Annotated in this window: 22 protein-coding genes; 18 read left to right on the top strand and 4 right to left on the bottom strand. The window is 71.9% G+C overall.

Annotation, left to right across the window (positions count from 1 at the left end; genetic code table 11):
- Positions 1-37: 37 nt before the first annotated feature.
- The 9 genes from BLV96_RS09285 to BLV96_RS09245 are packed head-to-tail and all read left to right on the top strand — an operon-like array spanning position 38 to position 9580.
- Positions 38-1282 carry an ABC transporter substrate-binding protein gene (locus tag BLV96_RS09285; RefSeq protein ID WP_091388975.1) on the top strand — a complete coding sequence of 415 codons (1245 nt, stop codon included), beginning with the start codon at positions 38-40 and terminating at the stop codon, positions 1280-1282.
- Entirely contained in the window at positions 1279-2292 is a 1014-nt protein-coding gene (locus tag BLV96_RS09280) for a branched-chain amino acid ABC transporter permease (protein ID WP_208608180.1), read from the top strand. The genes BLV96_RS09285 and BLV96_RS09280 overlap by 4 nt, the downstream gene beginning before the upstream one ends.
- Positions 2289-3335, top strand: coding sequence for a branched-chain amino acid ABC transporter permease (locus BLV96_RS09275; protein ID WP_086678669.1), 1047 nt, complete (start codon positions 2289-2291; stop codon positions 3333-3335). The genes BLV96_RS09280 and BLV96_RS09275 overlap by 4 nt, the downstream gene beginning before the upstream one ends.
- Complete coding sequence (locus BLV96_RS09270) at positions 3332-4066, top strand: ABC transporter ATP-binding protein (RefSeq protein ID WP_086678668.1); 735 nt, start codon at positions 3332-3334, stop codon at positions 4064-4066. The genes BLV96_RS09275 and BLV96_RS09270 overlap by 4 nt, the downstream gene beginning before the upstream one ends.
- Complete coding sequence (locus BLV96_RS09265; protein ID WP_086678667.1) at positions 4053-4754, top strand: ABC transporter ATP-binding protein; 702 nt, start codon at positions 4053-4055, stop codon at positions 4752-4754. Before BLV96_RS09270 ends, BLV96_RS09265 begins: the two co-directional genes overlap by 14 nt.
- Positions 4751-6085: an MmgE/PrpD family protein gene (locus tag BLV96_RS09260; RefSeq protein ID WP_244180115.1), complete on the top strand. Its 1335-nt coding sequence runs from the start codon at positions 4751-4753 to the stop codon at positions 6083-6085. Before BLV96_RS09265 ends, BLV96_RS09260 begins: the two co-directional genes overlap by 4 nt.
- Positions 6085-6717, top strand: coding sequence for an aspartate/glutamate racemase family protein (locus tag BLV96_RS09255; protein ID WP_086678666.1), 633 nt, complete (start codon positions 6085-6087; stop codon positions 6715-6717). The genes BLV96_RS09260 and BLV96_RS09255 overlap by 1 nt, the downstream gene beginning before the upstream one ends.
- Positions 6714-8102, top strand: coding sequence for an FAD-dependent oxidoreductase (locus BLV96_RS09250; protein WP_086678665.1), 1389 nt, complete (start codon positions 6714-6716; stop codon positions 8100-8102). The genes BLV96_RS09255 and BLV96_RS09250 overlap by 4 nt, the downstream gene beginning before the upstream one ends.
- A gap of 8 nt (positions 8103-8110) precedes the next feature.
- A complete protein-coding gene (locus BLV96_RS09245) occupies positions 8111-9580 on the top strand; it encodes a dihydroorotase (RefSeq protein WP_086678664.1) in 1470 nt (489 codons plus the stop codon).
- A gap of 19 nt (positions 9581-9599) precedes the next feature.
- Here the strand turns inward: BLV96_RS09245 and BLV96_RS09240 are convergent, their stop codons facing one another.
- Positions 9600-10418, bottom strand: a complete 819-nt coding sequence (locus BLV96_RS09240; RefSeq protein WP_086678663.1) for an IclR family transcriptional regulator — start codon at positions 10416-10418, stop codon at positions 9600-9602.
- A 65-nt stretch (positions 10419-10483) separates the two neighbouring features.
- Complete coding sequence (locus BLV96_RS09235) at positions 10484-13075, bottom strand: ATP-binding protein (RefSeq protein ID WP_086678662.1); 2592 nt, start codon at positions 13073-13075, stop codon at positions 10484-10486.
- Between the two features lie 113 nt (positions 13076-13188).
- Between BLV96_RS09235 and BLV96_RS09230 the strand changes: the two genes are divergently transcribed.
- Both BLV96_RS09230 and BLV96_RS09225 read left to right on the top strand, forming a co-directional pair.
- Positions 13189-13560 carry a cupin domain-containing protein gene (locus BLV96_RS09230; protein ID WP_086678661.1) on the top strand — a complete coding sequence of 124 codons (372 nt, stop codon included), beginning with the start codon at positions 13189-13191 and terminating at the stop codon, positions 13558-13560.
- 14 nt (positions 13561-13574) lie between these two features.
- A complete protein-coding gene (locus tag BLV96_RS09225; RefSeq protein WP_086678660.1) occupies positions 13575-14189 on the top strand; it encodes a DUF998 domain-containing protein in 615 nt (204 codons plus the stop codon).
- On the opposite strand, the gene BLV96_RS09220 is transcribed toward BLV96_RS09225, so the two are convergent.
- Both BLV96_RS09220 and BLV96_RS09215 read right to left on the bottom strand, forming a co-directional pair.
- On the bottom strand, positions 14179-14808 hold the full coding sequence (locus BLV96_RS09220; RefSeq protein ID WP_086678659.1) for a 3-oxoacid CoA-transferase subunit B: 630 nt from the start codon (positions 14806-14808) through the stop codon (positions 14179-14181). The genes BLV96_RS09225 and BLV96_RS09220 overlap by 11 nt on opposite strands.
- Position 14809: 1 nt before the next feature.
- Positions 14810-15580 carry a CoA transferase subunit A gene (locus tag BLV96_RS09215; protein WP_086678672.1) on the bottom strand — a complete coding sequence of 257 codons (771 nt, stop codon included), beginning with the start codon at positions 15578-15580 and terminating at the stop codon, positions 14810-14812.
- Between the two features lie 105 nt (positions 15581-15685).
- On the opposite strand from BLV96_RS09215, the gene BLV96_RS09210 reads away from it, so the two are divergent.
- The 7 genes from BLV96_RS09210 (at position 15686) to BLV96_RS09175 (ending at position 24534) form a co-directional block, all read left to right on the top strand.
- On the top strand, positions 15686-16453 hold the full coding sequence (locus BLV96_RS09210) for an IclR family transcriptional regulator (RefSeq protein WP_341866079.1): 768 nt from the start codon (positions 15686-15688) through the stop codon (positions 16451-16453).
- 765 nt (positions 16454-17218) lie between these two features.
- On the top strand, positions 17219-17740 hold the full coding sequence (locus BLV96_RS09200; protein WP_086682405.1) for a MarR family winged helix-turn-helix transcriptional regulator: 522 nt from the start codon (positions 17219-17221) through the stop codon (positions 17738-17740).
- Between the two features lie 184 nt (positions 17741-17924).
- Complete coding sequence (locus BLV96_RS09195; protein WP_086682407.1) at positions 17925-19124, top strand: homogentisate 1,2-dioxygenase; 1200 nt, start codon at positions 17925-17927, stop codon at positions 19122-19124.
- A complete protein-coding gene (locus BLV96_RS09190) occupies positions 19121-19921 on the top strand; it encodes a hypothetical protein (protein WP_244180114.1) in 801 nt (266 codons plus the stop codon). The genes BLV96_RS09195 and BLV96_RS09190 overlap by 4 nt, the downstream gene beginning before the upstream one ends.
- Positions 19918-21084, top strand: coding sequence for a fumarylacetoacetase (gene fahA / locus BLV96_RS09185; protein WP_086682410.1), 1167 nt, complete (start codon positions 19918-19920; stop codon positions 21082-21084). Before BLV96_RS09190 ends, fahA begins: the two co-directional genes overlap by 4 nt.
- Before the next feature lie 136 nt (positions 21085-21220).
- The gene (locus BLV96_RS09180) at positions 21221-23554 is read left to right on the top strand and encodes an ABC transporter permease subunit (protein ID WP_244180113.1); all 2334 of its coding nucleotides are present in this window, start codon (positions 21221-21223) and stop codon (positions 23552-23554) included.
- Between the two features lie 20 nt (positions 23555-23574).
- Positions 23575-24534 carry a glycine betaine ABC transporter substrate-binding protein gene (locus tag BLV96_RS09175; RefSeq protein ID WP_091388972.1) on the top strand — a complete coding sequence of 320 codons (960 nt, stop codon included), beginning with the start codon at positions 23575-23577 and terminating at the stop codon, positions 24532-24534.
- Positions 24535-24606 lie beyond the last annotated feature (72 nt).

The following is a 24606-nucleotide window of genomic DNA, read 5'->3' as shown; positions in this document are numbered from 1 at the left end:
AAGCGGAACGACAGCCCTTCCAGTGGGAAGAGGTGACATGTCCGCACGAAAGCTCGTCGCGGGACTCGGGGCGGTGGCCCTGCTCGTGACCGGGTGCGGGGGATCGGCCCCGATGGGGGCCGGGGGCGCCGCCGCGGGGCGGGACGAGGGCCCGGTCAAGATCGGGGCACTGCACCCGGTCAGCGGCTCGAACGCGGTCGACGGCCTGCAGATGCGCCGTGGCGCGCAGCTGGCTGTCGACGCGATCAACGCGGCCGGTGGCATCAAGTCGCTCGGCGGCCGCAAGGTCGAGCTGGTCACGGGGGACACGCAGGGCAAGGCCGACATCGGGCAGAGCGAGGCCCAGCGGCTGATCTCGGCCGGCGCGGTCAGCCTGGTCGGCACGTACCAGAGCGCGGTGTCCACCAACGTCGCCGTCGTGGCCGAGCGCAACCGGGTCCCGTTCGTGATGGACGTGACCGCGTCCGACGCGATCTTTTCCCACGGCTACAAGTACTCCTTCCGCGTGCAGCCGGGCAGCAAGGCGATCGCGACGGCCGCCGCCCAGTACCTGAAGGCGGTGTCCGAACAGGCCGGGAAGCCGGTCCGGAAGGTCGCGTTCCTGCACGAGCAGAGCGACTTCGGCAGCGGCGCCGCCGACGCCTTCACCGCGGCGGCCAAGCAGCTCGGCATCGAGGTCGGCCCGAACATCAGCTACGACGCCACCACCGTCAGCGACCTGACCGCCCAGGTCACGCAGGTCAAGGCGGCCGGCGCGGACGTGCTGGCGGTCGCCGGCTACTACCGCGACAGCCTGCTGGCGGCCAAGGCGATCGCTTCGGTCAAGCCGGACCTCAGCGCGGTCTGGGGCGTCTCGAACGGCGCGTACGACCAGCCGAAGTTCGTCACCGACGCGGCCGCCGTCGGCAACCTCTACTTCAGCACCAACTACCACTACGACGCGACCAACCCCGCGACCGTGGCGCTGCGCGCGAAGTACCAGCAGCTCTACGGCGACCCGATGCGCACCGGCGCGGTCCTGTCCTACGACGCGGTCCAGGTGATCGCGCACGGCGTCGAACAGGCCGCGAGCACCGACCCGGAGAAGGTGCGCGACGCGATCGCCGCCGCGCAGGTGTCCCCGTTGACCGTCGGACGCGGGCAGATCCAGTTCGCCCCGAACGGCGACAACCGCAACGCCTTCCCGGTGCTGATGCAGGTCCGGGACGGGCGGGTCCAGCAGGTGTATCCCCCCGAAAAAGCCGAATCCCGGCCCGACTACAGGGTGGCGTGGCGACCATGACCGAACTCGACACCGGGGCGCCCGTCGTCCCCGAAACCGCCCCGCCCGACCGGAAAGCCCGGGCGGACAAGGGGTTCCTGAGCCGCGCGGGCATCGTGGCCGCCGTCCTCGTCGTCGCGATCGTGCTCGCGCTGGTGCAGTCCGGCAGCGGCCTGGTGGTCTGGCAGTCGGTCGTCACCGGCATCCTGACCGGCGGGCTCTACGGCCTGATCGCGATGGGCCTGACGCTGATCTTCGGCGTGCTCGACATCGTCAACTTCGCGCATGGCGCGTTCCTCACGGTGGCGATGTTCCTGTCGTTCGGCATGATCCAGGCGACCGGGCTCCACCCGTACCTGACGCTCGTCATCGCGGTCCCCGCGCTGTTCCTGCTCGGCGCGGCCGTCCACCGTGGACTGCTGTCGGGCGCCGGCGGCGGGTCGCTGGAAAACCAGCTGCTCATCACCCTGGGTTTGTCCTTGCTCTTGGAGAACGGGCTGCTGATGTTCTTCGGCGCCGAGCCCAAGACCATCGACCTGCCCGGCGACTTCCAGTTCCCGTTGCTGGGCGCGGTGGTCGCGGGCTCGCGGCTGTACGCGTTCCTCGGCGCCATCGTGCTCGGCGGCCTCCTGTACTGGCTGCTGCGGCGCACCAGGCTCGGCACGGCGATCCGCGCGGTCGCCGCGAACGCGCCGGGTGCGTCGCTGGTCGGCATCAACGTCCGCCGCATGCACACGCTGACCTTCGCCATCGGCACGGCGTGCGCCGGGGCCGCCGCGGTCCTCGCCGGCCCGCTCGTCACGGTGACCCCGACGCTGGGGGAGCAGTTCAACATCACGGCGTTCGTGGTCGTGGTGCTCGGCGGCATGGGCAACGTCGTCGGCGCGCTGGTCGGCGGCCTGCTGATCGGGCTGGTCGAGCAGCTCACCACGATCTACCTCGGTGGCCAGAGTTCCCTGCTCGGCGTGTTCGTGGTGTTCGTGCTGGTGCTGTTCCTCCGCCCGCAGGGCCTGTTCGGGAGGCGTGCATGAACATCACGATCGAGGCGCCCGCGGGTTCCGCGGAGGCCGTCAAGGCGCCGCCGCTGCGCCCGCAGAACAAGCAGCTCGCGATCCTCGCGATTCTCGTGCTGGTCGCGATCCCGCTGCCGCTGATCCTGCCCGCCGCCCAAGGCGCGGTCGCCGTCCGGATCCTGATCTTCCTGCTGATGGCCGTCGGCTGGAACATCATGAGCGGCTTCGGCGGGATGTTCAGCTTCGGCCACGCCGCCTACTTCGGTCTCGGCGCCTACACCAGTGCGTACCTGCTGGTGAAGCACAACGTGTCGCCGTGGATCGGGATGCTGGCCGGGATGGCGGTGGCCGCCGCGGTCGCCGTGGTCATCGGCTACTTTTCCTTCCGCTACAAGCTGCAAGGCGCGTACTTCGCGCTGGCGACGTTCGCCTTCGCGGAGATGCTGAGGCTGATCGTCACGAGCAGCGCGTTCGCCAACAAGTCCATCGGCTTCAGCGTTCCGCTGATCCAGGACTCCTCGCTGTGGCTGATCCAGTTCCCGGCCGACTCGCCCGCGTACTTCTGGGTGGCCCTCGCCCTGGCCGGGGCGGCGGTCGCGATCAGCATCGTCTTCCTGCACTCCCGCGCCGGCCGGTACGTCACGGCGATCCGCGACGACGAGCTGGCGGCCGCGTCCCTGGGCGCGCCCGTGCTGCGGCACAAGCTCTTGACGGTCGCGCTGTCCGCGGCCATCACCGCCGTCGCGGGCGCCTTCTACACGCAGTACTACCTGTTCGTGAACCCCGACCTCGGGTTCGGCTCGGCCATCTCGATCCAGGCCATCGTGCCCGTGGTCATCGGCGGCATCGGCACGGTCTGGGGCCCGGTGGTCGGCGCGATCATCATCGGCTCGCTCACCGACGTCACGGCGACCCTCCTGCGCACCCCACCGGAGTTCTTGAGCTTCCTGCAGGGGCGCAGCGGACTCGACGTCGTGCTGTACGCGGTCCTGGTGATCCTGATCGTGCGGTTGCTGCCCAAGGGAATCGTCGGAACCCTCGCCGCGAGGAGGCGTCGATGAGCATCGTCGAGGTGAGCGGCGTCGGGAAGGCGTTCCGCGGTGTGCACGCACTGTCCGATGTGGACTTGTCGGTCGCGGAGGGGGAGATCCTCGGCGTGATCGGGCCCAACGGCGCGGGCAAGACCACGCTGTTCAACGTCATCTCCGGCGCGCTGAACCCGGACACCGGCCGCGTGCGGCTGGCGGGCGACGACGTCACCGGGCGCGCGCCCGACCGCATCGCGCGGGCCGGCATGGTCCGCACGTTCCAGCTGATGCGGCCGTTCGCGAGCATGACGGTGGCGCAGAACGTCAGCCTCGCCGCCCAGCACCACCGCCTGAGCGCGAAGAAGCTGCGTGAACACGCGCTCGACGTCGTCGAGCGCGTCGGCCTCGGACCGTGGGCCCACCGCACCGCGACCGACCTGCCGACCGCCGGGCTCAAGCGCCTGGAACTGGCCCGCGCGCTGGCCACCCGGCCCAAGGTGCTGCTGCTCGACGAGGTGCTGGCCGGGCTCGTCCCGGCCGAGCGCGAACCGGTGCTCGACCTGCTCGCCACGCTGCGCGAGCAGGAGGGCGTCACGCTGGTGTTCATCGAGCACATCATGGCCGCCGTGATGCGGCTGGCCGACCGCGTCCTCGTGCTCGACCAGGGCCGCGTCCTGGCCGTCGGCGCCCCCGCCGAGGTGACCAGCGACCCGCGGGTCATCGACGCCTACCTCGGTGAGGAGCCGACCCATGCTGACGCTTGAGAAGGTGTGCGCCGGGTACGGGCGGATGCGGATCCTGCACGACGTCGACCTGCACCTCGACGCCGGCGAGATCGTCGCGCTGGTCGGCGCCAACGGGGCCGGCAAGACCACGACGCTGCGCAGCATCTGCGGCCAGCTCAAGCCGTCGTCGGGCCGCGTCACCCTGGACGGCACGCCGACCGCCGGCCGCCGCCCGGACCAGCTGGTGCGCGACGGCTTGGTGCACGTCCCCGAGGACCGGGCGCTGTTCGGCACGCTCACGGTCGAGGAGAACCTGCGGATGGGCGCGTGGACCCGCACGCCCACGCAGGCCGCGGCGTCCTTGGACGAGGTCTACGCGCTGTTCCCGGTGCTCGCCGAGCGCCGGGGCCAGCTCGCCCAGACGTTCAGCGGCGGCCAGCAGCAGATGCTCGCCATCGCCCGCGCGCTGATGGCCGGGCCGCGGCTGCTGATGCTCGACGAGCCGTCGACCGGGCTTTCGCCGAAACTGACCTGGACGGTGCTGGAAGCGGTCCAGCGCATCCGGGACAACGGCGTGGCGGTGCTGCTGGTCGAGCAGAACGCGAAACAGGCGCTGGCCATCGCCGACCGGGCGTACGTGCTGGAGAGCGGGTCGACGGTCCTGCAGGGCACGGGCGCCGAGCTCGCCGGCGACCAGCGCGTCAGGAAGGCGTACTTGGGACTGTGAACCGCGAACAAGCCGCTACCGCGGACCTCGGTGCCTGGGTGGCCGAACTGGACGTCCCGGACGGGGTGGCGGACCGGCTTTCCCTCGTGCTGTTCGACGTCGTCGGCGTCACGGCTTTGGGTGCTTCGCTGCCGGAGCAGCGTTCCCTGGCCGAGGCCTGGCGCGCGCCCGCCGGTCCGGCGCCGCTGATCGGTGGCGGGCGCTGCGTGACGACCGACGCGGCGGCGTGGCTCAACGGCGTCGCTCTGGTTTCGCTGGAGCTGGACGAGGGCCACAAGTACGCCAAGGGCCACCCCGCCGCGCACGGCTTCCCGGCGGTGCTGGCGCTGGCCGCCGAGCTGGACAGCACGGGTGCGGACACCGCGGCGGCGCTGCTGGCCGCCTACGAGGTCGCGGCGCGGTTCGGCCGCGCGACCACCCTGCGTCCGGGCGCGCACCCGCACGGCAGCTGGGGCGTCCCCGGCGCGGCGGCGGGCTGCGCGCGGCTGCTGGGTCTCCCGCCCGGGGCGACCGCGGCCGCCATCGACACCGCGGCCGGCCTGGTGATCGCGGGGCACTTCGACTCGGCGACCCAGGGCAACCCGGTGCGCAACGCGTGGCTGGGCGCGTCGGCGACGTCGGGACTGGCCGCCGCCCGGATGGCGGCGGCCGGGATGGCCCGCAACACCGGCACGGCCGCGCTCTCCCTCGGCACGCTGCTGGGTTCGCTGGACGCCGGGCAGCTGACCGCGGAGCTGGGCACCCGCTGGGACATCACGCGCGGCTACTTCAAGCGGCACGCGTCCTGCTCCTTCACCCACCCGGCCGCCGACGCGGTCCTCGAGCTCCGGTCCCACCCGGGGTTCCGGGCCGAGGGCATCACGACCATCCTGGTGGAGAGCCACGTCCTGGGCGCCGGACTGTCCTCCGTGGACTGGTCCAACCGGCTCTCGGCGATGTTCTCGACACCGTTCGTGGTGGCGACCGCCGCCCGGTCCGGCGAGATCGGCCCGGAGAGCCCGCTCGACGACGCCGGTGTGCGGGCGCTGGCGAGCCGCGTACGGCTGGTCGAGGCCCCGGACCTCACGACGCGCCTGCCGGCCGAGCGCGCGGCCCGCGTGACGATCGCGTTCGACGACGGCACGTCGCTGGTCCGCGAGGTACCCAACCCGGTCGGCGACGCCGACCACCACCCGCTGACCGAGCCGGACGTGGCCGGCCTGCTCGGGAAGTGGCTGCCCAAGCCGTTCGTGGACCGCGCCGCGGCGCTGGCCCGCGACCTGGCGAGCCTGCCCCGCGTCGGCGCCGCGCTGCGCGAGCTGGCCGGAACCGAAGAGAAGGAGCCGAACTGATGCGTGCCCTCGCGGTGACGCCCATCCACCTGCCGCCCGAGGAAATCCGGCGGCGGCAGGAGCGCTACGACCGGCTCGCCCCGCCCGGCTTGACCATCGCACTGCGCGATGTCGGCCCGGCCGCCCCGAAGACCCTTGACACCGGCGAGTCCGTGCGCGCGTCCGAGCGCGAGGTCGCCGCAGCCCTCGCCGCCGCCGGTGACGGCTGGGACCTGGCCTTCCCGGACTGCGTGCTGGACCCGTCCGTCCCCGACGCCGTCGCCGAACCTTCGTTGCCGGTGCACGGCCTGCTCAAGCTCTCGGCCGGCTACCTCGCCGCGAAAGGTGTCCGGTTCGGCGCGGTCGTGCGCAACGACGCCATCGCCGAGGAGTTCGCCAAGCGCATCGCCGCCTACCGGCTGACCGAGTACTTCGTCGGCGTCCGCGTGCTGGACCTGCCGTTCTCCGCGATCGCCGAGACGGAGACCTGGAACGCGGCGCTGGGCACGGCCGTCGGCGAGCTGGCCGCGTCGGGTGCCACGGCGGTGCTCAACGGCTGCTCGGCCGTCGACGTCGAGCCCGCCGACCTGCCCGCGCGCATCGTCGACCCGACCGAACTGGCCTTGCGGCTGCTGGCTGTGGAGGAGCGGTGACCGACGGACCCGATCTGGTCGTCGCCGGTGCGGGCGGCGGGCTCGCCGGTGCCCTGCGCGCGGCCGAACTGGGACTGAGCGTCCTGGTCGTCGAGGCGAGCGAGCACTTCCGGCGCGGCAACAACACGTCGATGTCCACGGCGATGTTCCCCGGCGCCGGCTCCCGCTGGCAGCGCGACGAGGGCGTCGACGACTCGCCCGAGCGGTTCGTCGCCGACATCATGGCCAAGACGCGGGGGCAGGCCGACCCGCGCCTGGCCCGCACCCTGGCCGAGGTCAGCGCGCCGCTCGTCGAGTGGCTCGCGGACTCGGCCGGGCTGCCGTTGTCGCTGGTCACCGACTTCAACTACCCCGGCCACTCCGTGCTCCGGTGCCACACGATCCCGGGCCGGCACGGCTCCGGCGTCGTCGACCACCTCGCCCGGCGCGTGGCCGAGCACGAGAACATCGAGCTGCTCGCGCCCGCCCGGCTGATCGACGTGTTGTCCGAAGAGGACACTGTGGACGGTGTGCGCGCGGCCGTGGTCCGGTACCCCGACGGCACCGAGGAAGAGATCCCCACTCGCGCGGTCCTGCTGGCCACCAACGGTTTCGGCGCCGACGCCGACCTGGTCGCGAAGCACCTGCCGGAAATCTCCCAGGCGCTGTACCAGGGGAGTGACCAGTCACTTGGTGACGCGTTGCGCATCGGCGAGAAACTCGGCGCCGCCACCGGGTTCCTCGACGCCTACCAAGGCCACGGCGCGGTGTCCGCGAGCGCCGGCACGCTCGTCGGCTGGGCGACGATCATCCACGGCGCGTTCCTCGTCGACCTCGAAGGCCGCCGCTTCGGCAACGAGACCCGCGGCTACTCCGAGTACGCCGCCGAGCTGGCCGCGCGGCCCGGTTCGACCGGCTGGATCGTCCTCGACGAGACGATCTTCGAGCAGTGCCAGCCGTTCCAGGACTTCCGGGACGTCGTGTCGGCCGGTGCACTGGTCTGGGCCGACGACGCCGCCGGGCTCGCGGCCGCCACCGGCCTCCCGGCGGCCGCCCTCGAAGCCGAACTCGCCACCACCCAGGCGATCGCGCGCGGCTCACAAGCCGACGAACACGGCCGCACCCACTGGGAACGCGCGCTCTCCGGCCGGCTCGCCGCGGTACGCGTGGTGCCCGCGCTGTTCCACACCCAAGGTGGCCTGCTGGTCGACGAGCACGCCGCCGTCGTCGACCACGACGACCGCCCGATCCCCGGGCTGTACGCCGCCGGTGGCGCCGCGGCGAGCATCTCCGGCCACGGCGCCGCCGGCTACCTGCCCGGCAACGGACTCCTGCCCGCCTTCGGGCTGGCCTACCTGGCCGCCGGCGACGTCGCCCGGCGCCTGAACTCGAACACCGCAAGCTGAGGAGAGAAATGGCAACGACGGAACTGCTCGTGAAGAACGTCCGGGTCGTCCGGCCCGACGACGCCGACGGATCCGAGCCGGAACTGCTGGACATCGCCGTCAACGACGGCACGATCACGCGCGTGGCGCCGAACCTGCCGGCCGACGACGTCGCGCAGGTCGTCGACGGCCGCGGCCTGCTCGCCTTCCCCGGCGTGGTCGACGCGCACCAGCACTGGGGCATCTACAACGAGCTGGCCACCGACACCCGGACCGAAAGCCGCGCGAGCGCCCAGGGCGGCGTCACGACGTCGCTGACGTACATGCGGACCGGCCAGTACTACCTGAACAAGGGCGGCAGCTACCGCGATTTCTTCCCGGAGGTGCTCAGCGCGTCGGAGGGCAACGCCTACGTCGACTACGCCTTCCACCTCGCGCCGATGAGCTCGCAGCACATCTCCGAGATCCCTTACCTGGTCGAGGAATTCGGCGTCACGTCGTTCAAGATCTTCATGTTCTACGGCAGTCACGGCCTGCACGGGCGCTCGACCAGCCAGAGCGACTTCCTGATGATCCCGCCGGACGAGCGCTACGACATCGCGCACTTCGAGTTCGTCATGCGCGGGGTCCAGCAGGCGCGCGAGATCCTGACCGAGTACGCGCCGCACCTGTCGCTCTCGCTGCACTGTGAGACGGCGGAAATCATGACGGCGTACACGAAACTGGTCGAGCAGGACGGCTCGCTGTCCGGCCTGCGGGCCTACAGCGCGTCGCGGCCGCCGCACTCCGAAGGCCTGGCCGTCACCATCGCGTCCTACCTGGCGCACGAGACCGGGCTGCCGAACATCAACCTGCTGCACCTGTCGTCGGAGAAGGCGCTGTCGGCCGCGTTGACGATGGCGAAGGCGTTCCCGCACATCGACTTCCGGCGCGAGGTGACGATCGGGCACCTGCTGGCCGATGTGGACACAGCGTCGGGCATCGGCGGCAAGGTCAACCCGCCGCTGCGCGAGCGCGACGACGTCGAGGCGCTCTGGCGGCACGTGCTCGCCGGTGAGGTCGACTGGGTGGTCAGCGACCACGCGTGCTGCCGCGACGAGCTGAAGTTCGGCTCGGATCGCGACGACGTCTTCCTGGCGAAGTCCGGCTTCGGGGGTGCCGAGTACCTGCTGCCCGGGCTGGTCGGCGAGGGCACGAAGCGCGGGCTGTCGCTGCAGCGGATCGCGCAGCTGACATCGCAGAACCCGGCCCGCCGCTACGGGTTGCTCAAGAAGGGCACGATCGCCGAGGGCTTCGACGCCGACTTCGCGCTGGTCGACCCGGACGTCCGGTGGACCGTGCGGGCGGCGGAGTCGGAGTCGACGCAGGAGTACACGCCGTTCGAGGGCTTCGACATGACGGCGAAGGTGACCGACACGTTCGTGCGCGGCCACCACGTGTTCGCCGACGGCAAGATCACCGGCGACCCGGTGGGCCGCTACCTCAAGCGCGGCAAGTGAAGCCCGGGCGGCCGGTGCCTCACCGGCCGCCCGGCTCCTGTAGCCAGGCCCAGCTCTGCCGGATCTCGGCCGCGGCCTCGCGCACGAGATCGCGGTAGCGGCCGACGGCCTCGGGCGTGAAGCGGTACTGCGGACCGCAGATGCTGATCGAGCCGTGCACGTCACCGTCCGGCCCGAACAGGGGAGCGGCGACGGACCCCGCGCCGGGCTGCCGTTCCCCGAGCGACACGGCGACGCCGTCGCGGGCCACCTCGGCGAGGGCCTCGCGCAGCCGTTCGGCGGTGGTGATCGTGTGCTCGGTGAGGGCGGGGAGTTCCCGGTGCAGCACGGCTTCCCGGCGGTCTTCGGGCAGCGACGCGAGGATCACCTTGCCGGACGAACCGGCGTGCAGCGGGAACCGGCGGCCGAGCTCGACGGTCATCTTGATCTCGCGCGGGCTCTCGAACTGGTCGAGGTACACGCGTTCGTCGCCGACCAGGCCGGACAGGGTCGTGGTCTCCCCGGTCTCCTCCCGCAGCCGGCGCAGGACGGGCGTGGCGGCGACGCGGGCGTCGAACCGCCGCAGGGCGCTCGCCCCCAGCGCCACGGCCGCGGGCCCGAGCCGGTAACCGGCGACGCCGGGGTCGGTGGCCAGCACCTCGCGCGAAACGAGCGACTGCAGGATCCGGTAGACGACGGCCTTGGACAGGTCGAGTTCCCGGCTGATCGTGCTGACGCCCAGGTACCGGGGGCCACCGGTGAAGAGCAGCAGCACGTCGGCCACCCGGGCGGCGGCCTCGGTGCCGGCGTTGTCCGACGGCGTGGCGGGCTTGCGCCCGGCGGTACTGTTGACGGCCAAGCTCGTGGTCCTCAATCGTTTCGCTGACGGGAACAAATTCGCGGTCATCGTAACACTTGACCGTGTTATCTCGGATAGCTCGTTCCGGTGGGCGATACGCTCGCCTTCGCTTCGAACTCGGCGCCAAGGGCGGCGAACTGGTTCGCGGCCTCCTCGAACAGCCCGGCGTCCCCGGTGCGACGGGCCCGGGCGCGGGTCAGGACCGCTGCCGTCCAGCGGTTGTGTTCCGCGTGGCGTTCGGCGCGGACGAGGTGCCGGTCGGCATCCGGCCGGTCGAGGACGACGGCGAGTTCGGCGGCCAGACCGGCGGCGTACCCGTCGAAGCGACCGGGGGCGAAGTCCGCGCTGACGTCGGGGAACACGTCGGCGAGACCGGTCCCGGTGTGCAAGGCGACCCGGGCGCGCACGAAGGCGTCCAGCGGTGCGAGGTTGGCGGACCCGGCGGGCGTGGCCACCCCCGCGACGGCGGCGGCGCGCGTCCGCCAGCGATTTCCGTCGGACTCGTCGCCGGACAGGCCGGCGGCCAGCGCCGCGGCCAGCAACGGGACGCCGAGGGTGGCGTTGCGCGGCGTGCCGTCGGTGGCTTGCCACATCCGTTCGGCGAGTTCGCGGGCTTCGGCGAAGCGGCCGGTCAGCGCGAGGGTGGTGACGAGACCGCCGGCGCCCCAGTAGGGGTGGCCGGCCAGCGCCGGATCGCCGGCCGCGCGCCGGCTCACCCGGGCCGCGTCGGCGAGCGCGCCGGTCGCGATGGCGTAGGTGATCGCGGACCGGAAGGCGTCGAGCACTTCGAGAGCCGCGCGCGGATCGGTGCGATCGGCGGCGGTGACGAGGTCGAGGCGTTCCCGGGTGGTGCGGTGCGCCAGATCCGGCCGGCGGGCGAGGGCTTGGGCGGTGCACCGGGCATCGAGCGCGGCGCTGAGCAGCAGGGGATCCCGGGCCGCGGCGGCGACGGCGAGATCGGCCGCTTCGATGGTGACGGTTTGCGGGCCGGGGCCGGACCGCCAGGCGTTGGCAACGGCGACATGCGCTTGGGCGCCGGGGTGGCCGGCGGCGAGGGCGGTGGCTTCGGCGAGCATGCGGTCGAGGTCGGCATCGGGGACGGGATCGGTGATGAAGCCGGCACCCCGGAACCGTTCGGCGAGGACGACGGCGGAGGCGAGGCAGGTCGCCCGGCTCGCGGAATCGCCGGCCGCGCGCTCGGCTGCCTCCAGCAGCACCTCGTAGTGATCCCGCGCGTGGCTGAGCAGATGCGCGCAACTACCCGCCCGCGCCAGATCCTCGGCCGCGACCGCCGCCGTCGGGGCCGAGTTTGCCGCCGTGCGCCAATGAACCGCCGCTTCCGCCACGAACCCCCGCGCGTAAGCCAGCCGCGCCAAATCGACAGCCAAATCGTGGTCCGCTCCCGCACACGCCCGCAAGTCATCGGCCAGCCGGTCGAACTCGTCGCGCCAGTCGCCGCCCAACCGGCCGACCAGCTCCCGCGCCCGCCGGGCCGCCCACTCCCGGTACCGCTCCGTCACCACCTCGTCCAGCTGCTCACGCGCGAACCCGGCCACTCCGTCGGCGAGGGTCCACCGCCCCGACGCCGCCGTCACCAGCGACTTGTCCACCAACCGTCCGAGCACGTCGGACACCGCGCCGACCGACAGATCCGGGGACAACGCCGCCACGCCGTCCAGGTCGAAGCCGTGCCGGAACCGGGACACCCGGGCCAGCACCGTCTTCTCCTCCTCGGTCAGCAGGCGGTGGCTCCACTCCAGCACCGACCGCAGCGACCGGTGCCGCGCCTCCCCGCGGCCGGCGGCCAGCACCCGCAACGGGTCGTCGGCCAGGCCGGCTCGCAGCCCGTCGATCCCCAGCGACGCCACCCGCGCCGCGGCCAGCTCGATCGTCAGCGGCGAGCCGCCCAGCGCCCGGCACAGCTCGGCGACCTGCGCCGGGTCGGCGTCGAACGCCGGGTCCACGGCTTTCGCCCGGTCCGTGAACAGCGTTACCGCGTCGCCGGCCAGCGGCCCGAGCTGCAGCACCGTCTCGCCGGGCACGCCGAGCCGTTCCCGGCTGGTCGTCAGCACGCTCAGCTCCGGGTTCGCCGCGGTCAGCGCGGTGATCACGGCGGCGACGTCGTCGGCCACGTGCTCGCAGTTGTCCAGCACCAGCAGCGCCCGGCCGGTCAGCGCTCCGGCGACGGCGTCCGCCAAGGGCTGCTGCGGCCGCGGCACGACGCCGAGCCCGGCCGCCACCGACTCGAGCACCGAACCCGGCCGGCTCGGCACGAGGTTGACGAAGGTCGCCGGGAAGCCGGCCGCCTCGGTCGCCACCACGGCCAGCCGCGTCTTCCCGGCGCCGCCCGGCCCGAGGATCGTCGTCACCCGGCTTTCGGCCACCAGCCGCACCACGGCGTCGCGCTCGGCCGTCCGCCCGACGAAGCTGGTCAACGGCCGCGGCGCGCCGACCACCGGCCCCGGCGCGGCCGCCGAAACCGGGGCTCGCGTGGCCAGCTCACGCCGGTCTCGGGCGTCGAGCTTGCGCAGCAACGCGGACACGTGGCTCTCGACGGTCCGCACCGACACGTAGAGCCGCTCGGCGATCTCGGCGTTGGTCAGCCGGTCCGCGACGGCCAGCAGGACCTCGCGTTCGCGCGGCGAGATCGTCGGCATGCCACGGAGTATGCCGCACCGCCTTCTCCGTGGCGGAATCCGTGGTCACCACGGATGCCCCGGTACCGCCCCCGGCCCGAGGATTGCCACCACACCCCGAAAGGAGCTTTCCCATGGTGGTCATCGCGAAGGAAGACGACCTGCGCATCGGCAGCGGCCGCACCGCTCGGTTCGAAGGCGAGCCCTACGGCTCGGGCGTCTCGTTCTTCCACGTCCACAACACCGAGGGCCAGGGCCCGAGCGCCCACGTCCACCCGTACTCCGAGACCTGGGTGGTGCTGGCGGGCGAAGCGCTCATCCGCACCGCCGACGGCGAGGCGACGGCCTGCCGGGGCGACGTCGTGGTCGTCGGCGCGGGCACCGCGCACGCGTTCCGCGCGGTCGGCCCCGAGCCACTGCGGATGATGTGCATCCACGCCTCGCCCCGCATCGAGCAGGACTTCCTCGACGACGCCACGGCCGCCCAGGCCGGCGTCACCTTCTGAAAGGACCGCAAGTCATGACCGCCACCCTCACCCGCCCCGCCGCCACGACGTCCGCACGCCTGACCTGCCTGGCCGTCGCGGCTCCACTGTGGACGACCGTCTCGCTGGTCCAGGCCGCCACCCGCGAGGGCTTCGACCTGACGCGCCACCCGCTGAGCTCACTCAGCACCGGCTCGCTCGGCTGGCTGCAGATCGCCAACTTCGTGCTCGCGGGCGTGCTCATCCTGATCGGCGCGGGCCGCTTCGGGTCCGGCAAAGTGGTGCCGCGACTGCTCGGCGTCTACGGCGTCGGCATGATCGCCGCCGGCCTGTTCCCGCCGGACGCGGGCAACGGCTTCCCCGCCGGCACCCCCGCGGGCCCGCCGGCGACGGTGTCCTGGCACGCGATCGGCCACATGGCGGCGGGCAGCGTCTCGTTCTTCGCCCTGATCGCCGCGTGCTACGTGCTGGCCCGCCACTTCGCGCGCGCCGGACGCCGCGGCGACGCGACGCTGTCGGTGATCGCCGGAACGGCGCTCCTGCTCGGCGACGGCTGGGCGATGTCGGGCGGACCGGCCGGTTCCCTCACGCTCGCCGTCGGGGCGATCGCCGCCATGCTGTGGATTTCGGTCACCGCGATCAGTGGTTGATCTTGGCCCCGGTCTTGGCCTGGACCTCGTCGAACTCGACGTCGGGAGCGAGTTCGACCAGCTCGAGCCCGTCGGCGGTGACGTCGAGGACGCACAGGTCGGTGATGATCCGCTGGACGACGCGGCGGCCGGTGTAGGGCAGCGTGCACTCGTCGAGGATCTTGGGCGAGCCGTCGCGGGCGACGTGCTCCATCAGGACGATGACCTTCTTCGCGCCGTGGACCAGGTCCATCGCGCCGCCCATGCCCTTGACCATCTTGCCGGGGATCATCCAGTTCGAGAGGTCGCCGGCGGCGGAGACCTGCATCGCGCCGAGGACGGCGGCGTCGATCTTGCCGCCGCGGATCATCCCGAACGACGTCGCCGAGTCGAAGAACGACGCGCCCTTCCGGACGGTGACGGTCTCCTTGCCCGCGTTGATCAGGTCGGCGTCGACCTCGTCCTCGGCCGGGTAGGGGCCGACGCCGAGGATGCCGTTCTCCGACTGCAGGACGAGCTCGACGTCGTCGGGGACGTAGTTGGGCACCAGGGTCGGCAGGCCGATCCCGAGGTTGACGTAGTCGCCGTCACGCAGCTCCGCGGCGGCGCGGGCGGCCATCCGGTTGCGGGTCCAGGCCATCTCAGGCGCCCTCCTCGGCGATGCGCACGGTGCGCTTTTCGATCGGCTTGTCCGCGGCCTGCTCGGGCGTCAGCGCGACGACGCGGTGGACGAACGCGCCGGGCAGGTGGACGTCGTTCGGGTTCAGCTCGCCGGGTTCGACCAGCTCTTCGACCTCGGCGACGGTGACCCGGCCGGCCATCGCGGCCAGCGGGTTGAAGTTGCGGGCCGCGTCCTTGAAGACGAGGTTGCCGTGCCGGTCGCCGCGCCAGGCGCGGACCAGCCCGAAGTCGGCGACGATCGCGCGTTCGAGGACGTACTCGTGGTCGTCGAAGGTCTGCTTCTGCTTCGCCGGGCTCGACTTGGCGACGGTGCCGTCGGCGGCGTACTTCCACGGCAGGCCGCCGTCGGCGACCTGGGTGCCGACGCCGGTCGCGGTGAAGAAGGCGGGGATCCCGGAGCCGCCGGCGCGCAGCCGCTCGGCGAGCGTGCCCTGCGGCGTCAGCTCGACCTCGAGCTCACCGGACAGGTACTGGCGCGCGAACTCCTTGTTTTCGCCGACGTAGGAGGCGACCACACGGCGAAGGCGGCCCGCGGCGAGCAGGATCCCGAGGCCCCAGCCGTCCACGCCGGCGTTGTTCGAGACGACTTCGAGGTTCGTGGTCCCGGCTTCGAAGAGCGCTTGGACGAGCACGGCGGGGACCCCGCACATCCCGAACCCGCCGACGGCCAGCGTGGCGCCGTCGGGGACGTCGGCGATGGCTTCCCCGGCTGAAGCGAACACTTTGTCCATGCCGGTCATCAGACTTCGATGGGTTGGTTGTGGTCAACCAGTGAACGCGTTCCACCTGGGGATTGTTCGTCTGGTGGTCGGTTTCGGTGGGGTAGTGTCCGGTGAGTGGACGCTCCTGTGGATCTGGTCGGACGGACTCATCGCGCTCTGCGCGCGGTGGCCGCGCACGAGCCCGGTGGGGCTACGACGACCGCTGTGGCCAGGGAGGCCGGGTTGCCTCGGCCGACTGTGCACCGGTTGCTGACGTCGCTGCAGGGGGTCGGGTTGGTGGAGCGTCTGCCTGATACCGACCGGTGGGTTCTCGGACCGGAGTTGTACTTCCTCGGGGTCGCTGCCGCTCGGCGGTACGACGTCACCGAGGCCGCTTTGCCGGTGGTGCGGCGGTTGGCTTTGGCCACCGGGGAGAGTGCTTTCTTTTCCGCGCGGCGGGGGGAGGAGACCATTTGTTTGATCCGGGAGGATGGGGCTTTTCCGATTCGGAGCCATGTTCTTTTCGAGGGGGCTCGGTTTCCGTTGGGGGTGGTTTCGGCGGGGATGGTTGTTTTGGCTCATCTGCCGGATCGGGAGGTTGACGAGTATCTCGCCCGGGTGGATCTGGTGGGGGGTTTTGGGGCGCAGCATTCTGTCGAGGAGATTCGGCGGCACATCGCTTTGACCCGGCAGCAGGGGTATTCGGTCAATCCTGGGTTGGTGGTGGAGGGAAGTTGGGGGTTGGCTGCCGCCGTGTTCGACCAGGCCGGGTCGCCGCGGTGGGCGTTGACTTTGACCGGGGTTGAGCACCGGTTCGCGGGGGATCGGATTTCGCAGTTGGGGGCTTTGTTGTTGCGGGAGGCTCATGCGCTTTCGGAGACTTTGGCCCGTGGCCGGTCGTGAGTGGCGATTGGGGTTCTAAGCCGAATTGCCACTCACGACTGGTCGGTTGGTGGGGGTGGGGGCGGCCTTCGGCGCTCCTGGGCCTGGCTGCCCCGCGGCCGTGATTCTGGCCTCGGGTCTGCTGTGGTCGTTCTTGGGCCGCCTCGATCCCTCCTCGGGCTGGCCTTCGGTCGTCCTCGATCCCTCCTTCGGGTCGGCCTTCGGCCGTCCTCGGGTCGGCCTTGGCCCTCCTCGGCCCCTCCGGGGCGCCTTCGGCGGGCATCTGCGATGCCCCCTTGGGTCGGCCTTGGTCCTCCTCGGCCCCCGGGCCGCCTTCGGCGGGCATCTGCGATGCCCCTTTCTTCTTCGCAACCCCGAAGCGCCATTGTGACTACGGCCGGCAGCACCGCGTCAAGGCGGGAAAGATGCCTTGACCCGGCGCTGCCGGCCGTGTTCTGGCTTCGGATCGGGGTTGCGGGGGGCCTGGGTTTCGAGGGGGCTGGGTTCTCGGGCCGTCGTGCTCTTTCGGGGTCTTGCTCTTCTTGTGGGGCCTTGGTTTGCGGGGCGGGCTGCGGTTCAGCTCAGCTGGTGCCGTACTGGGCGATGGCCTCGAAGGTGCTGTCGAAGGAGCACACGGCGGTCGGGCTGGCGGCGACGGACACCGACGTCACGGTCGGGCTGTACTCCCGATCGGCTGCCTGGTGTCTCGGCGATCATGCTCACGTTCCTCAAGGTGCCACGCGAGCGAAACCAGTTTCGAGTTTGACCAGTTGTTAGGCTGCGGTCATGGAGGCGGAGCTGGACTTCTGGTCGTTCGTCGAGCTGGCCAACCGCCGGCTCGCGACGGAGTACGGCTTCCGCCACCAGCTGGCCACCGAGGTGCTGCTGACGCTGAACCGGGCGTCGGACCTGGTCACCTACGACCTGGAGGCCGCGGTGCACCGGCCGCGCGGCCGGTCGTGGTCGGGCTTCCGGCTGCTCTTCGTGGTCTGGCTGGCCGGGCCCCTCGACCCGACGGCCGCGGCCCGGCTCACCGGGATGAGCCGGGCGGCGGTGTCGAACCTGGTCAAGACGCTGGTGGCGGACGGCCTGCTCGACCGCGTCCCGGACGAGCGCGACGGCCGTTCGGTCCGTCTGTCGCTGACGGACGCGGGCCATGCGGAGATGGTTTCGGTGTTCCGCGAGCACAACGAGCGCGAGTTCGGCTGGACGGACGCGTTGACCGAGGAAGAGCAGCGGATCCTGGTGCTGCTGCTGGGCAAGCTGATCACCAGCCGGGCGGCGGCCGACACCCGCCGCCGCCGCTAGCCACCCGCGGTGCCGCGAATGACTCATTCGCGGCGTCGGAGGTCCCGAATGAGTCATTCGCGACCTCGTCCGGTCGGGGAGAGTCCCCGCAGCGTGGCCCTTCCGGCGGGCTGGGCAGGGCGTTAGGCTGCCCTCAAGGTAGTAAAAGTCTGAACTAAATCGGCCGATCGGTCAGGAGGCGACCATGGCGTACTACCGCCGAGCGGGGACCATCCCGCCGAAGCGGCACACCCAGCACCGCACACCCGAAGGCGGGCTGTACTACGAGGAGCTGATGGGCGAGGAAGGCTTCTCGTCCGACTCCTCGCTGCTCTACCACCGCGGCGTGCCCTCGGCGATCGTCGACGCGACGCCGTGGGAGCTGCCGGACCAGTCGCTCACCGAGAACCGCCCGCTCGTGCCGCGCCACCTCAAGCTGCACGAGCTGTTCCCCGGCAACGACCACAAGAGCGCCGACGTCGTCACCGGCCGGCGCCTGGTGCTCGGCAACGGGGACGTGCGCATCTCCTACGTCGCCGCGGGGGAGGCGTCCCCGCTCTACCGCAACGCCGTCGGCGACGAATGCGTGTACGTCGAGTCCGGCGAGGCACGCGTCGAGACCGTGTTCGGCCTGCTCGAAGCCCGGCAAGGCGACTACGTCGTCCTGCCGCGCGCGACCACGCACCGCTGGGTGCCGACCGGGGACGAGCCGCTGCGCGCGTACGTCGTCGAGGCGAACTCGCACATCACCCCGCCGAAGCGGTACCTCTCCAAGTTCGGGCAGCTGCTGGAGCACGCGCCCTACTGCGAGCGCGACCTGCACGGGCCCGAGGAGCCGCTGCTCGCCGAGGGCGAGGACGTCGAGGTGCTGGTCAAGCACCGCGGCTCGCGCGGCATCACCGGCACCCGGTACGTCTACCCGGCGCACCCCTTCGACGTCGTCGGCTGGGACGGGTTCCTCTACCCCTACACCTTCAACATCGCCGACTTCGAGCCGATCACCGGCCGCGTGCACCAGCCGCCGCCCGTGCACCAGGTGTTCGAGGGCCACAACTTCGTCATCTGCAACTTCGTCCCGCGCAAGGTCGACTACCACCCCCTAGCCGTGCCGGTGCCGTATTACCACTCCAATGTGGACTCCGACGAGGTCATGTTCTACTGCGGCGGGAACTACGAGGCCCGCAAGGGATCCGGGATCGCGCAGGGCTCGATCAGCCTGCACCCGGGCGGGCACAGCCACGGCCCGCAGCCCGGCGCGGTCGAGCGGTCGCTCGGCGCGGAGTTCTTCGACGAGCTGGCCGTCATGGTCGACACGTTCCGCCCGCTCGAGCTCGGCGAAGGCGGCCTGGCGAGCGAAGACCCCGGCTACGCGTGGACCTGGTCCGGACGGGGGCCGGTGGCGTGATCCCTCCGCTCTTCGCCGGCCTGTGCGACGACGCCGCGGTCTTCCCACCCGGCCTGGCGCCCCTGCCGGACGCCGTCGCCGCGCACGACTCGTACACGAAGGCCTGGTACGCCGGCCTCGTCGGCCCGCTGGTGCTCGCCGCCCCGGCCCTCGACGCGCTGGATGACCTGCTCGGGCCGCGCGAATACCCGCTGCCGGTCTCGGTGACGCTGCCCGGCGGCCCCGCGCAGCTGCCCGGCGTGCTCGCCGCCGTGCCGAACCTCCCGGTGGACCTCCAAGCCCTGGAGATCGCCGTGCCGGACGGCATGGGACCGGACGAAGTCCTCGACGCCGTGTCGGCCGCGACCGTCCCCGTGTACGTCGAGATCCCGCGCGACGACCGGCGCGGCCCGCTGCTGCGGGCGCTCGCCGGGACCGGCCACCGGGCCAAGTTCCGGACCGGCGGGGTGCGCGCCGACCTGTACCCGTCCGAGGCCGAGCTGGCCGCCACGATCTGCGCCGCCGTCGACGCCGACGTCCCGTTCAAGGCGACCGCGGGGCTGCACCACGCGCTGCGCAACACCGACCCCGGAACCGGGTTCGAGCAGCACGGGTTCCTCAACCTGCTGCTCGCGGCCGGCGACCCCGACCACGCCGAAGCGCACCTGGCCGAGCGGGACGGCGCGGCGGTCGCCGCGCTGGTGCGGGACCTGGACGACGGCGTCCGCACGCGGTTCACCTCGTTCGGCACCTGCAGCATCAGCGACCCCCTGACCGAGCTGGCCGGCCTCGGCCTGCTGCCCCGAGGAGAGGCATGACCACGATCGACATCCCCGCCGGTTCCCCGTTCGGCACCGCGAACCTGCCCTACGGCGTGTTCTCGGTGGGCGGCGACGCCCCGCGCGTCGGCGTCCGGGTCGGGGACTCGGTGCTCGACCTGGCCCGCGCGCTGGGCGACGACGTCTTCGCCGCGCCCTCGCTGAACCCGTTCATGGCCCAGGGGTACGACCGCTGGGTGGCCGTCCGCGCCCAGGTGACCGACCTAGTAGCCGGCGACGTCCCGGACGACGCCGTGCACGCGGTCGCCGACGTCACCCTGCACCTGCCGATCGAGGTCGCGGACTACGTCGACTTCTACGCGTCCGAACACCACGCGTCGAACGTCGGGCGGCTGTTCCGGCCGGACGCGGAACCGTTGCTGCCCAACTGGAAGCACCTGCCGGTCGGCTACCACGGGCGGTCCGGCACCGTGCTGGTCTCGGGCACGGACATCGTCCGCCCGAGCGGCCAGCGCAAGGGCGACCCGGCGCCGGTGTTCGGGCCGAGCACGCGCCTGGACATCGAAGCGGAACTGGGCTTCATCGTCGGTACCGGCACGCCGCTGAACACCCCGATCGCCCCGGACGACTTCCCGCGGCACGTGTTCGGCGCGGTGCTGCTCAACGACTGGTCCGCCCGCGACATCCAGGCTTGGGAGTACGTCCCGCTGGGCCCGAACCTGGGCAAGAGCTTCGCGACGTCGATCTCGGCGTGGGTCGTGCCGGTCCTGGCACTGGAGGCCGCGCGGACCCCGCTGCCCGGCCAGGACCCGGAACCGCTGCCCTACCTGCGGGAAAGCCGGTCGTGGGGCTTGGACGTCGAGCTGGCCGTCGAGTGGAACGGCCAGGAGGTCAGCCGCCCGCCGTACCGCGAGATGTACTGGTCGCCGGCCCAGATGCTGGCCCACCTGACGGTCAACGGCGCGTCCGCCCGCACCGGCGACCTCTACGGGTCGGGCACGATCTCGGGCCCGGAGAAGCACCAGCGCGGCGCGTTCCTCGAACTGAGCTGGGGCGGCCGGGAGCCGCTGACGGTCAAGGGCGAGCAGCGCAGCTTCCTGGAGGACGGCGACGAGGTGGTGATCACCGCGACGGCCCCGGGCGCGAACGGCGAGCGCATCGCGTTCGGCGAGGTCCGCGGCCGCGTCCTCCCGGCCGGCTGAACCGGACGGTGGACAAGAGCCCGGTGGTCGTGTTGGGCTGGGCGGTGAATCACCGACGGCGAGGAGTGCGGCACTGAGCCTCTGGGAGTACCTCCGCGAAAACTGGATCGACGTCGTCAACGACGCGATCCTCCACGTGGACCTCACCCTCGCCGCCGTGGCGCTGGCCGTGCTCGTCGGCATGGCGCTCGGCCTGCTCACCTACCGGCGGCGGTGGCTCGGCGAGCTCGCGACCACGACCACCGCCGCGTTCCTGACCATCCCGTCGATCGCGCTGCTCGGCATCCTGATCGGCCCGTTCGGGCTCGGCCTCACCAACGTCCTGTTCGCGCTCGTGCTCTACGCGCTCCTGCCGATCACGCGCAACACGATCGTCGGGCTGCGGGGCGTCGACCCGGCCGTCGTGGACGCCGCCCGCGGCATGGGGCTCGGCCGCGCGCGGGTGCTGTGGCGCGTGCGGCTGCCGCTGGCCTGGCCGGTCGTCCTCTCCGGCATCCGCGTCTCGACGCAGATCACCATCGGGATCGCGGCGATCGGCGCCTACGTCAAGGGGCCCGGGCTCGGCAACGAGATCTTCGACGGCCTCGGCCGGTTCGGCGCGGTCAACTCCCTGAACCAGGTGCTGACCGGGACGCTCGGGATCATGCTGCTGGCGCTGCTGTTCGACCTCGCCTTCGTCGTGGTCGGCAAGCTCACGACCTGGCGGCGGCCGCGGCCCCTCGGCGAGGTCGAGCCGGAGCGGAGCAACGGCACCGCCGGCGAGACGATCGAACTCGAGAACCTGCGCAAGCACTACCCGGGACAGGCGGCGCCCGCCGTCGAGGACCTCACGATGCGGATCCCGGCCGGCGAGATCGTCGTGCTGACGGGCCCGTCGGGGTGCGGCAAGACGACGACCATGCGGATGATCAACCGGCTCGTCGAACCCACGTCCGGGGTCGTCACGGTCGGCGGCACCGACGTGGCGGCGCTCGACCTCGACGAGCACCGGCGGCACACCGGGTACGTCATCCAGCAGGTCGGGCTCTTCCCGCACCTGCGGGTGGCGGCCAACATCGGCGTCGTGCCGCGGGTGCTCGGCTGGACGCGGCGGCGGATCGCCGGGCGCGTGCGCGAGCTGCTCGACGTCGTCGGCCTGACCCGCGACCACGGCGACCGGTACCCGCACGAGCTTTCCGGCGGCCAGCGGCAGCGCGTCGGCGTCGCGCGGGCGATGGCCGCGGACCCGCCGGTCATGCTGATGGACGAGCCGTTCGGCTCCACCGACCCGATCACGCGCGCCCGGCTGCAGGACGAATTCCTGCGCCTGCAACGGGAAGTGCGCAAGACGATCGTGTTCGTCACGCACGACTTCGACGAAGCTCTCAAGCTCGGCGACCGGATCGCCGTGCTGCGCCCGCGTTCGGTCCTCGCGCAGTACGACACGCCCCAGGCGATCCTCGCCGCGCCGGCCGACGACTACGTCGCGTCCTTCGCCGGCTCGAAGCGGAACCTGAAGCGGCTGGCGCTGATTCCGGTCGCGGACCTCGACCTCGGGCCGGCGGCCGGTGGGCTGCCGTCGATCCCGCGCGAGGCCACGTTGCGGGACGCCCTGGACACGATGGTGCGCACCGGAAGCACGTCGGTCTCGGTCGACGGGCGGACGCTCGACGTCCCGCGGCTGCTCGCGGCCCTCCAGCCCACGGTGGAAACACCGCCGGCGGTCGCGGAAACCGTGCGGGCGAAGGCATCAACGTCGACCCGGCCGCGCCGGCGCCGGCTCGGCCTGCTGGTCCGCCCGGTGCTGCTCGCCGTCGCGCTGCTGGCGCTGTTCCTGATCGTGCGCGCGTACCCGCTCGACTCGATCGAACAGCGCTACCTCAACGCCGGCGAGATCTTCGCCGAGCTCGGCGCGCACCTGCGGCTGACGCTGATCTCCACGGTCTGCACCATCGCCATCGCCCTGCCGCTGGGCGTCCTGCTCACCCGCGCGGGGGCCCGGTGGGCCCGCCCGATCGGGCTCGGGCTGGGCAACCTCGGCCAGGCGATCCCGTCGATCGGGCTCGTCGTGCTGCTCGCGCTCTGGGTCGGCACGGGCACCGCGACGGCGGTGGCGGCGCTGGTCGTCTACGCGACGTTGCCGGTGCTGCGCAACACGATGGTCGGGCTCGACGGCGTCGACCCGACGCTCGTCGACGCCGCGCGCGGCATGGGCATGACGAAGACGGCGATCCTGTGGCGGATCGAACTGCCCCTCGCCGTCCCGGTGATCCTCGCCGGGATCCGGACGGCGCTGGTGCTCACTGTCGCGAGCGCGACGCTGGCGACGTTCATCGACGGCGGCGGTCTCGGCGGCGGGCTCGTCGCCGGGATCGGGCTGTACCGCCCGATCCTGAGCCTGACGTTCGGCATCGTCGTCGCCGCGCTGGCGCTCTTCGCCGACTGGCTGGGCCTGGTGGCCGAGGAGGTCCTGCACCCGCGCGGACTGTGAGAACCCAAGGAGGACAAGCCATGCGACGCACGACAGCCGTCGTTCTCGCCTTCGTCACGGCGCTCGCCGCCGGGTGCACGATCGGCAAGGACCAGCCCGGCGCCGGAGTGGGCGAGGGGTCCATCAAGAAGATCGACGCGCTGAGCGGCACGCAGATCCGGGTCGGTTCCAAGGAGTTCGACGAACAGCTGCTGCTCGGCCAGATCGCGCTCGTCGCGCTGCAGGCGGCCGGGGCGAGCCCGCAGGACAAGACCAACATCACCGGGTCGAGCAACGTGCGCCAGGCCCTCACGAGCGGCGCGATCGACCTGTACTGGGAGTACACGGGCACGGCGTGGATCAGCTACCTCCACGAGACGAAGCCGATCGCCGACGCGCAGGCGCAGTACGACGCGGTCAAGAAGGCGGACGTGGCCGGCGGCGTCACGTGGTGGGCGCGGTCGCCGGCCAACGACACGTACGCGATCGCGGGCAACGCGGGAACGGTGGCTCGCACCGGTGTGAAGACGATCTCGGACTACGCGGCGCTGGTGAAGCGCGACCCGGCGGCGGCGTCGACCTGCATGGGCCCGGAGTTCAAGAGCCGCGACGACGGTTTTCCGGGGCTGGCGAAGGCGTACGGGTTCGCGTTGCCCGAGCCGCAGGTCCACCTGCTCAACGACGCCGTGGTGTACCCGAGCGTCGGCAAGGGCGACCCGTGCGGGTTCGGTTCGGTCGCGTCGACGGACGGACGGGTGGCCGGCCAGAAGCTGACGGTGCTGGAGGACGACAAGCACTTCTTCCCGACGTACAACCCGGCCATCTCGATCGCGGCGGGGGTCGCGCAGAAGTACCCGCAGCTGGAGCAGGTGTTCACGCCGATCGCCGAGAAGCTCGACACGGCGACGCTGACGGACTTGAACAAGAAGGTGAGCGTGGACGGCCAGAAGCCGGCCACGGTGGCGCACGACTGGCTCAAGGCGGCGGGGTTCATCGGCTGATCTACGCAATCCGCCGAAATGCCGCGGGGAGGCGCCGGATCTGTCATGCTCCGGCCAAGCCCAGTACCGCGA

Source organism: Amycolatopsis pretoriensis (genome assembly GCF_900107925.1).
Taxonomy (GTDB): domain Bacteria; phylum Actinomycetota; class Actinomycetes; order Mycobacteriales; family Pseudonocardiaceae; genus Amycolatopsis; species Amycolatopsis pretoriensis.
This window is presented reverse-complemented; position numbering and strand designations above follow the sequence as displayed.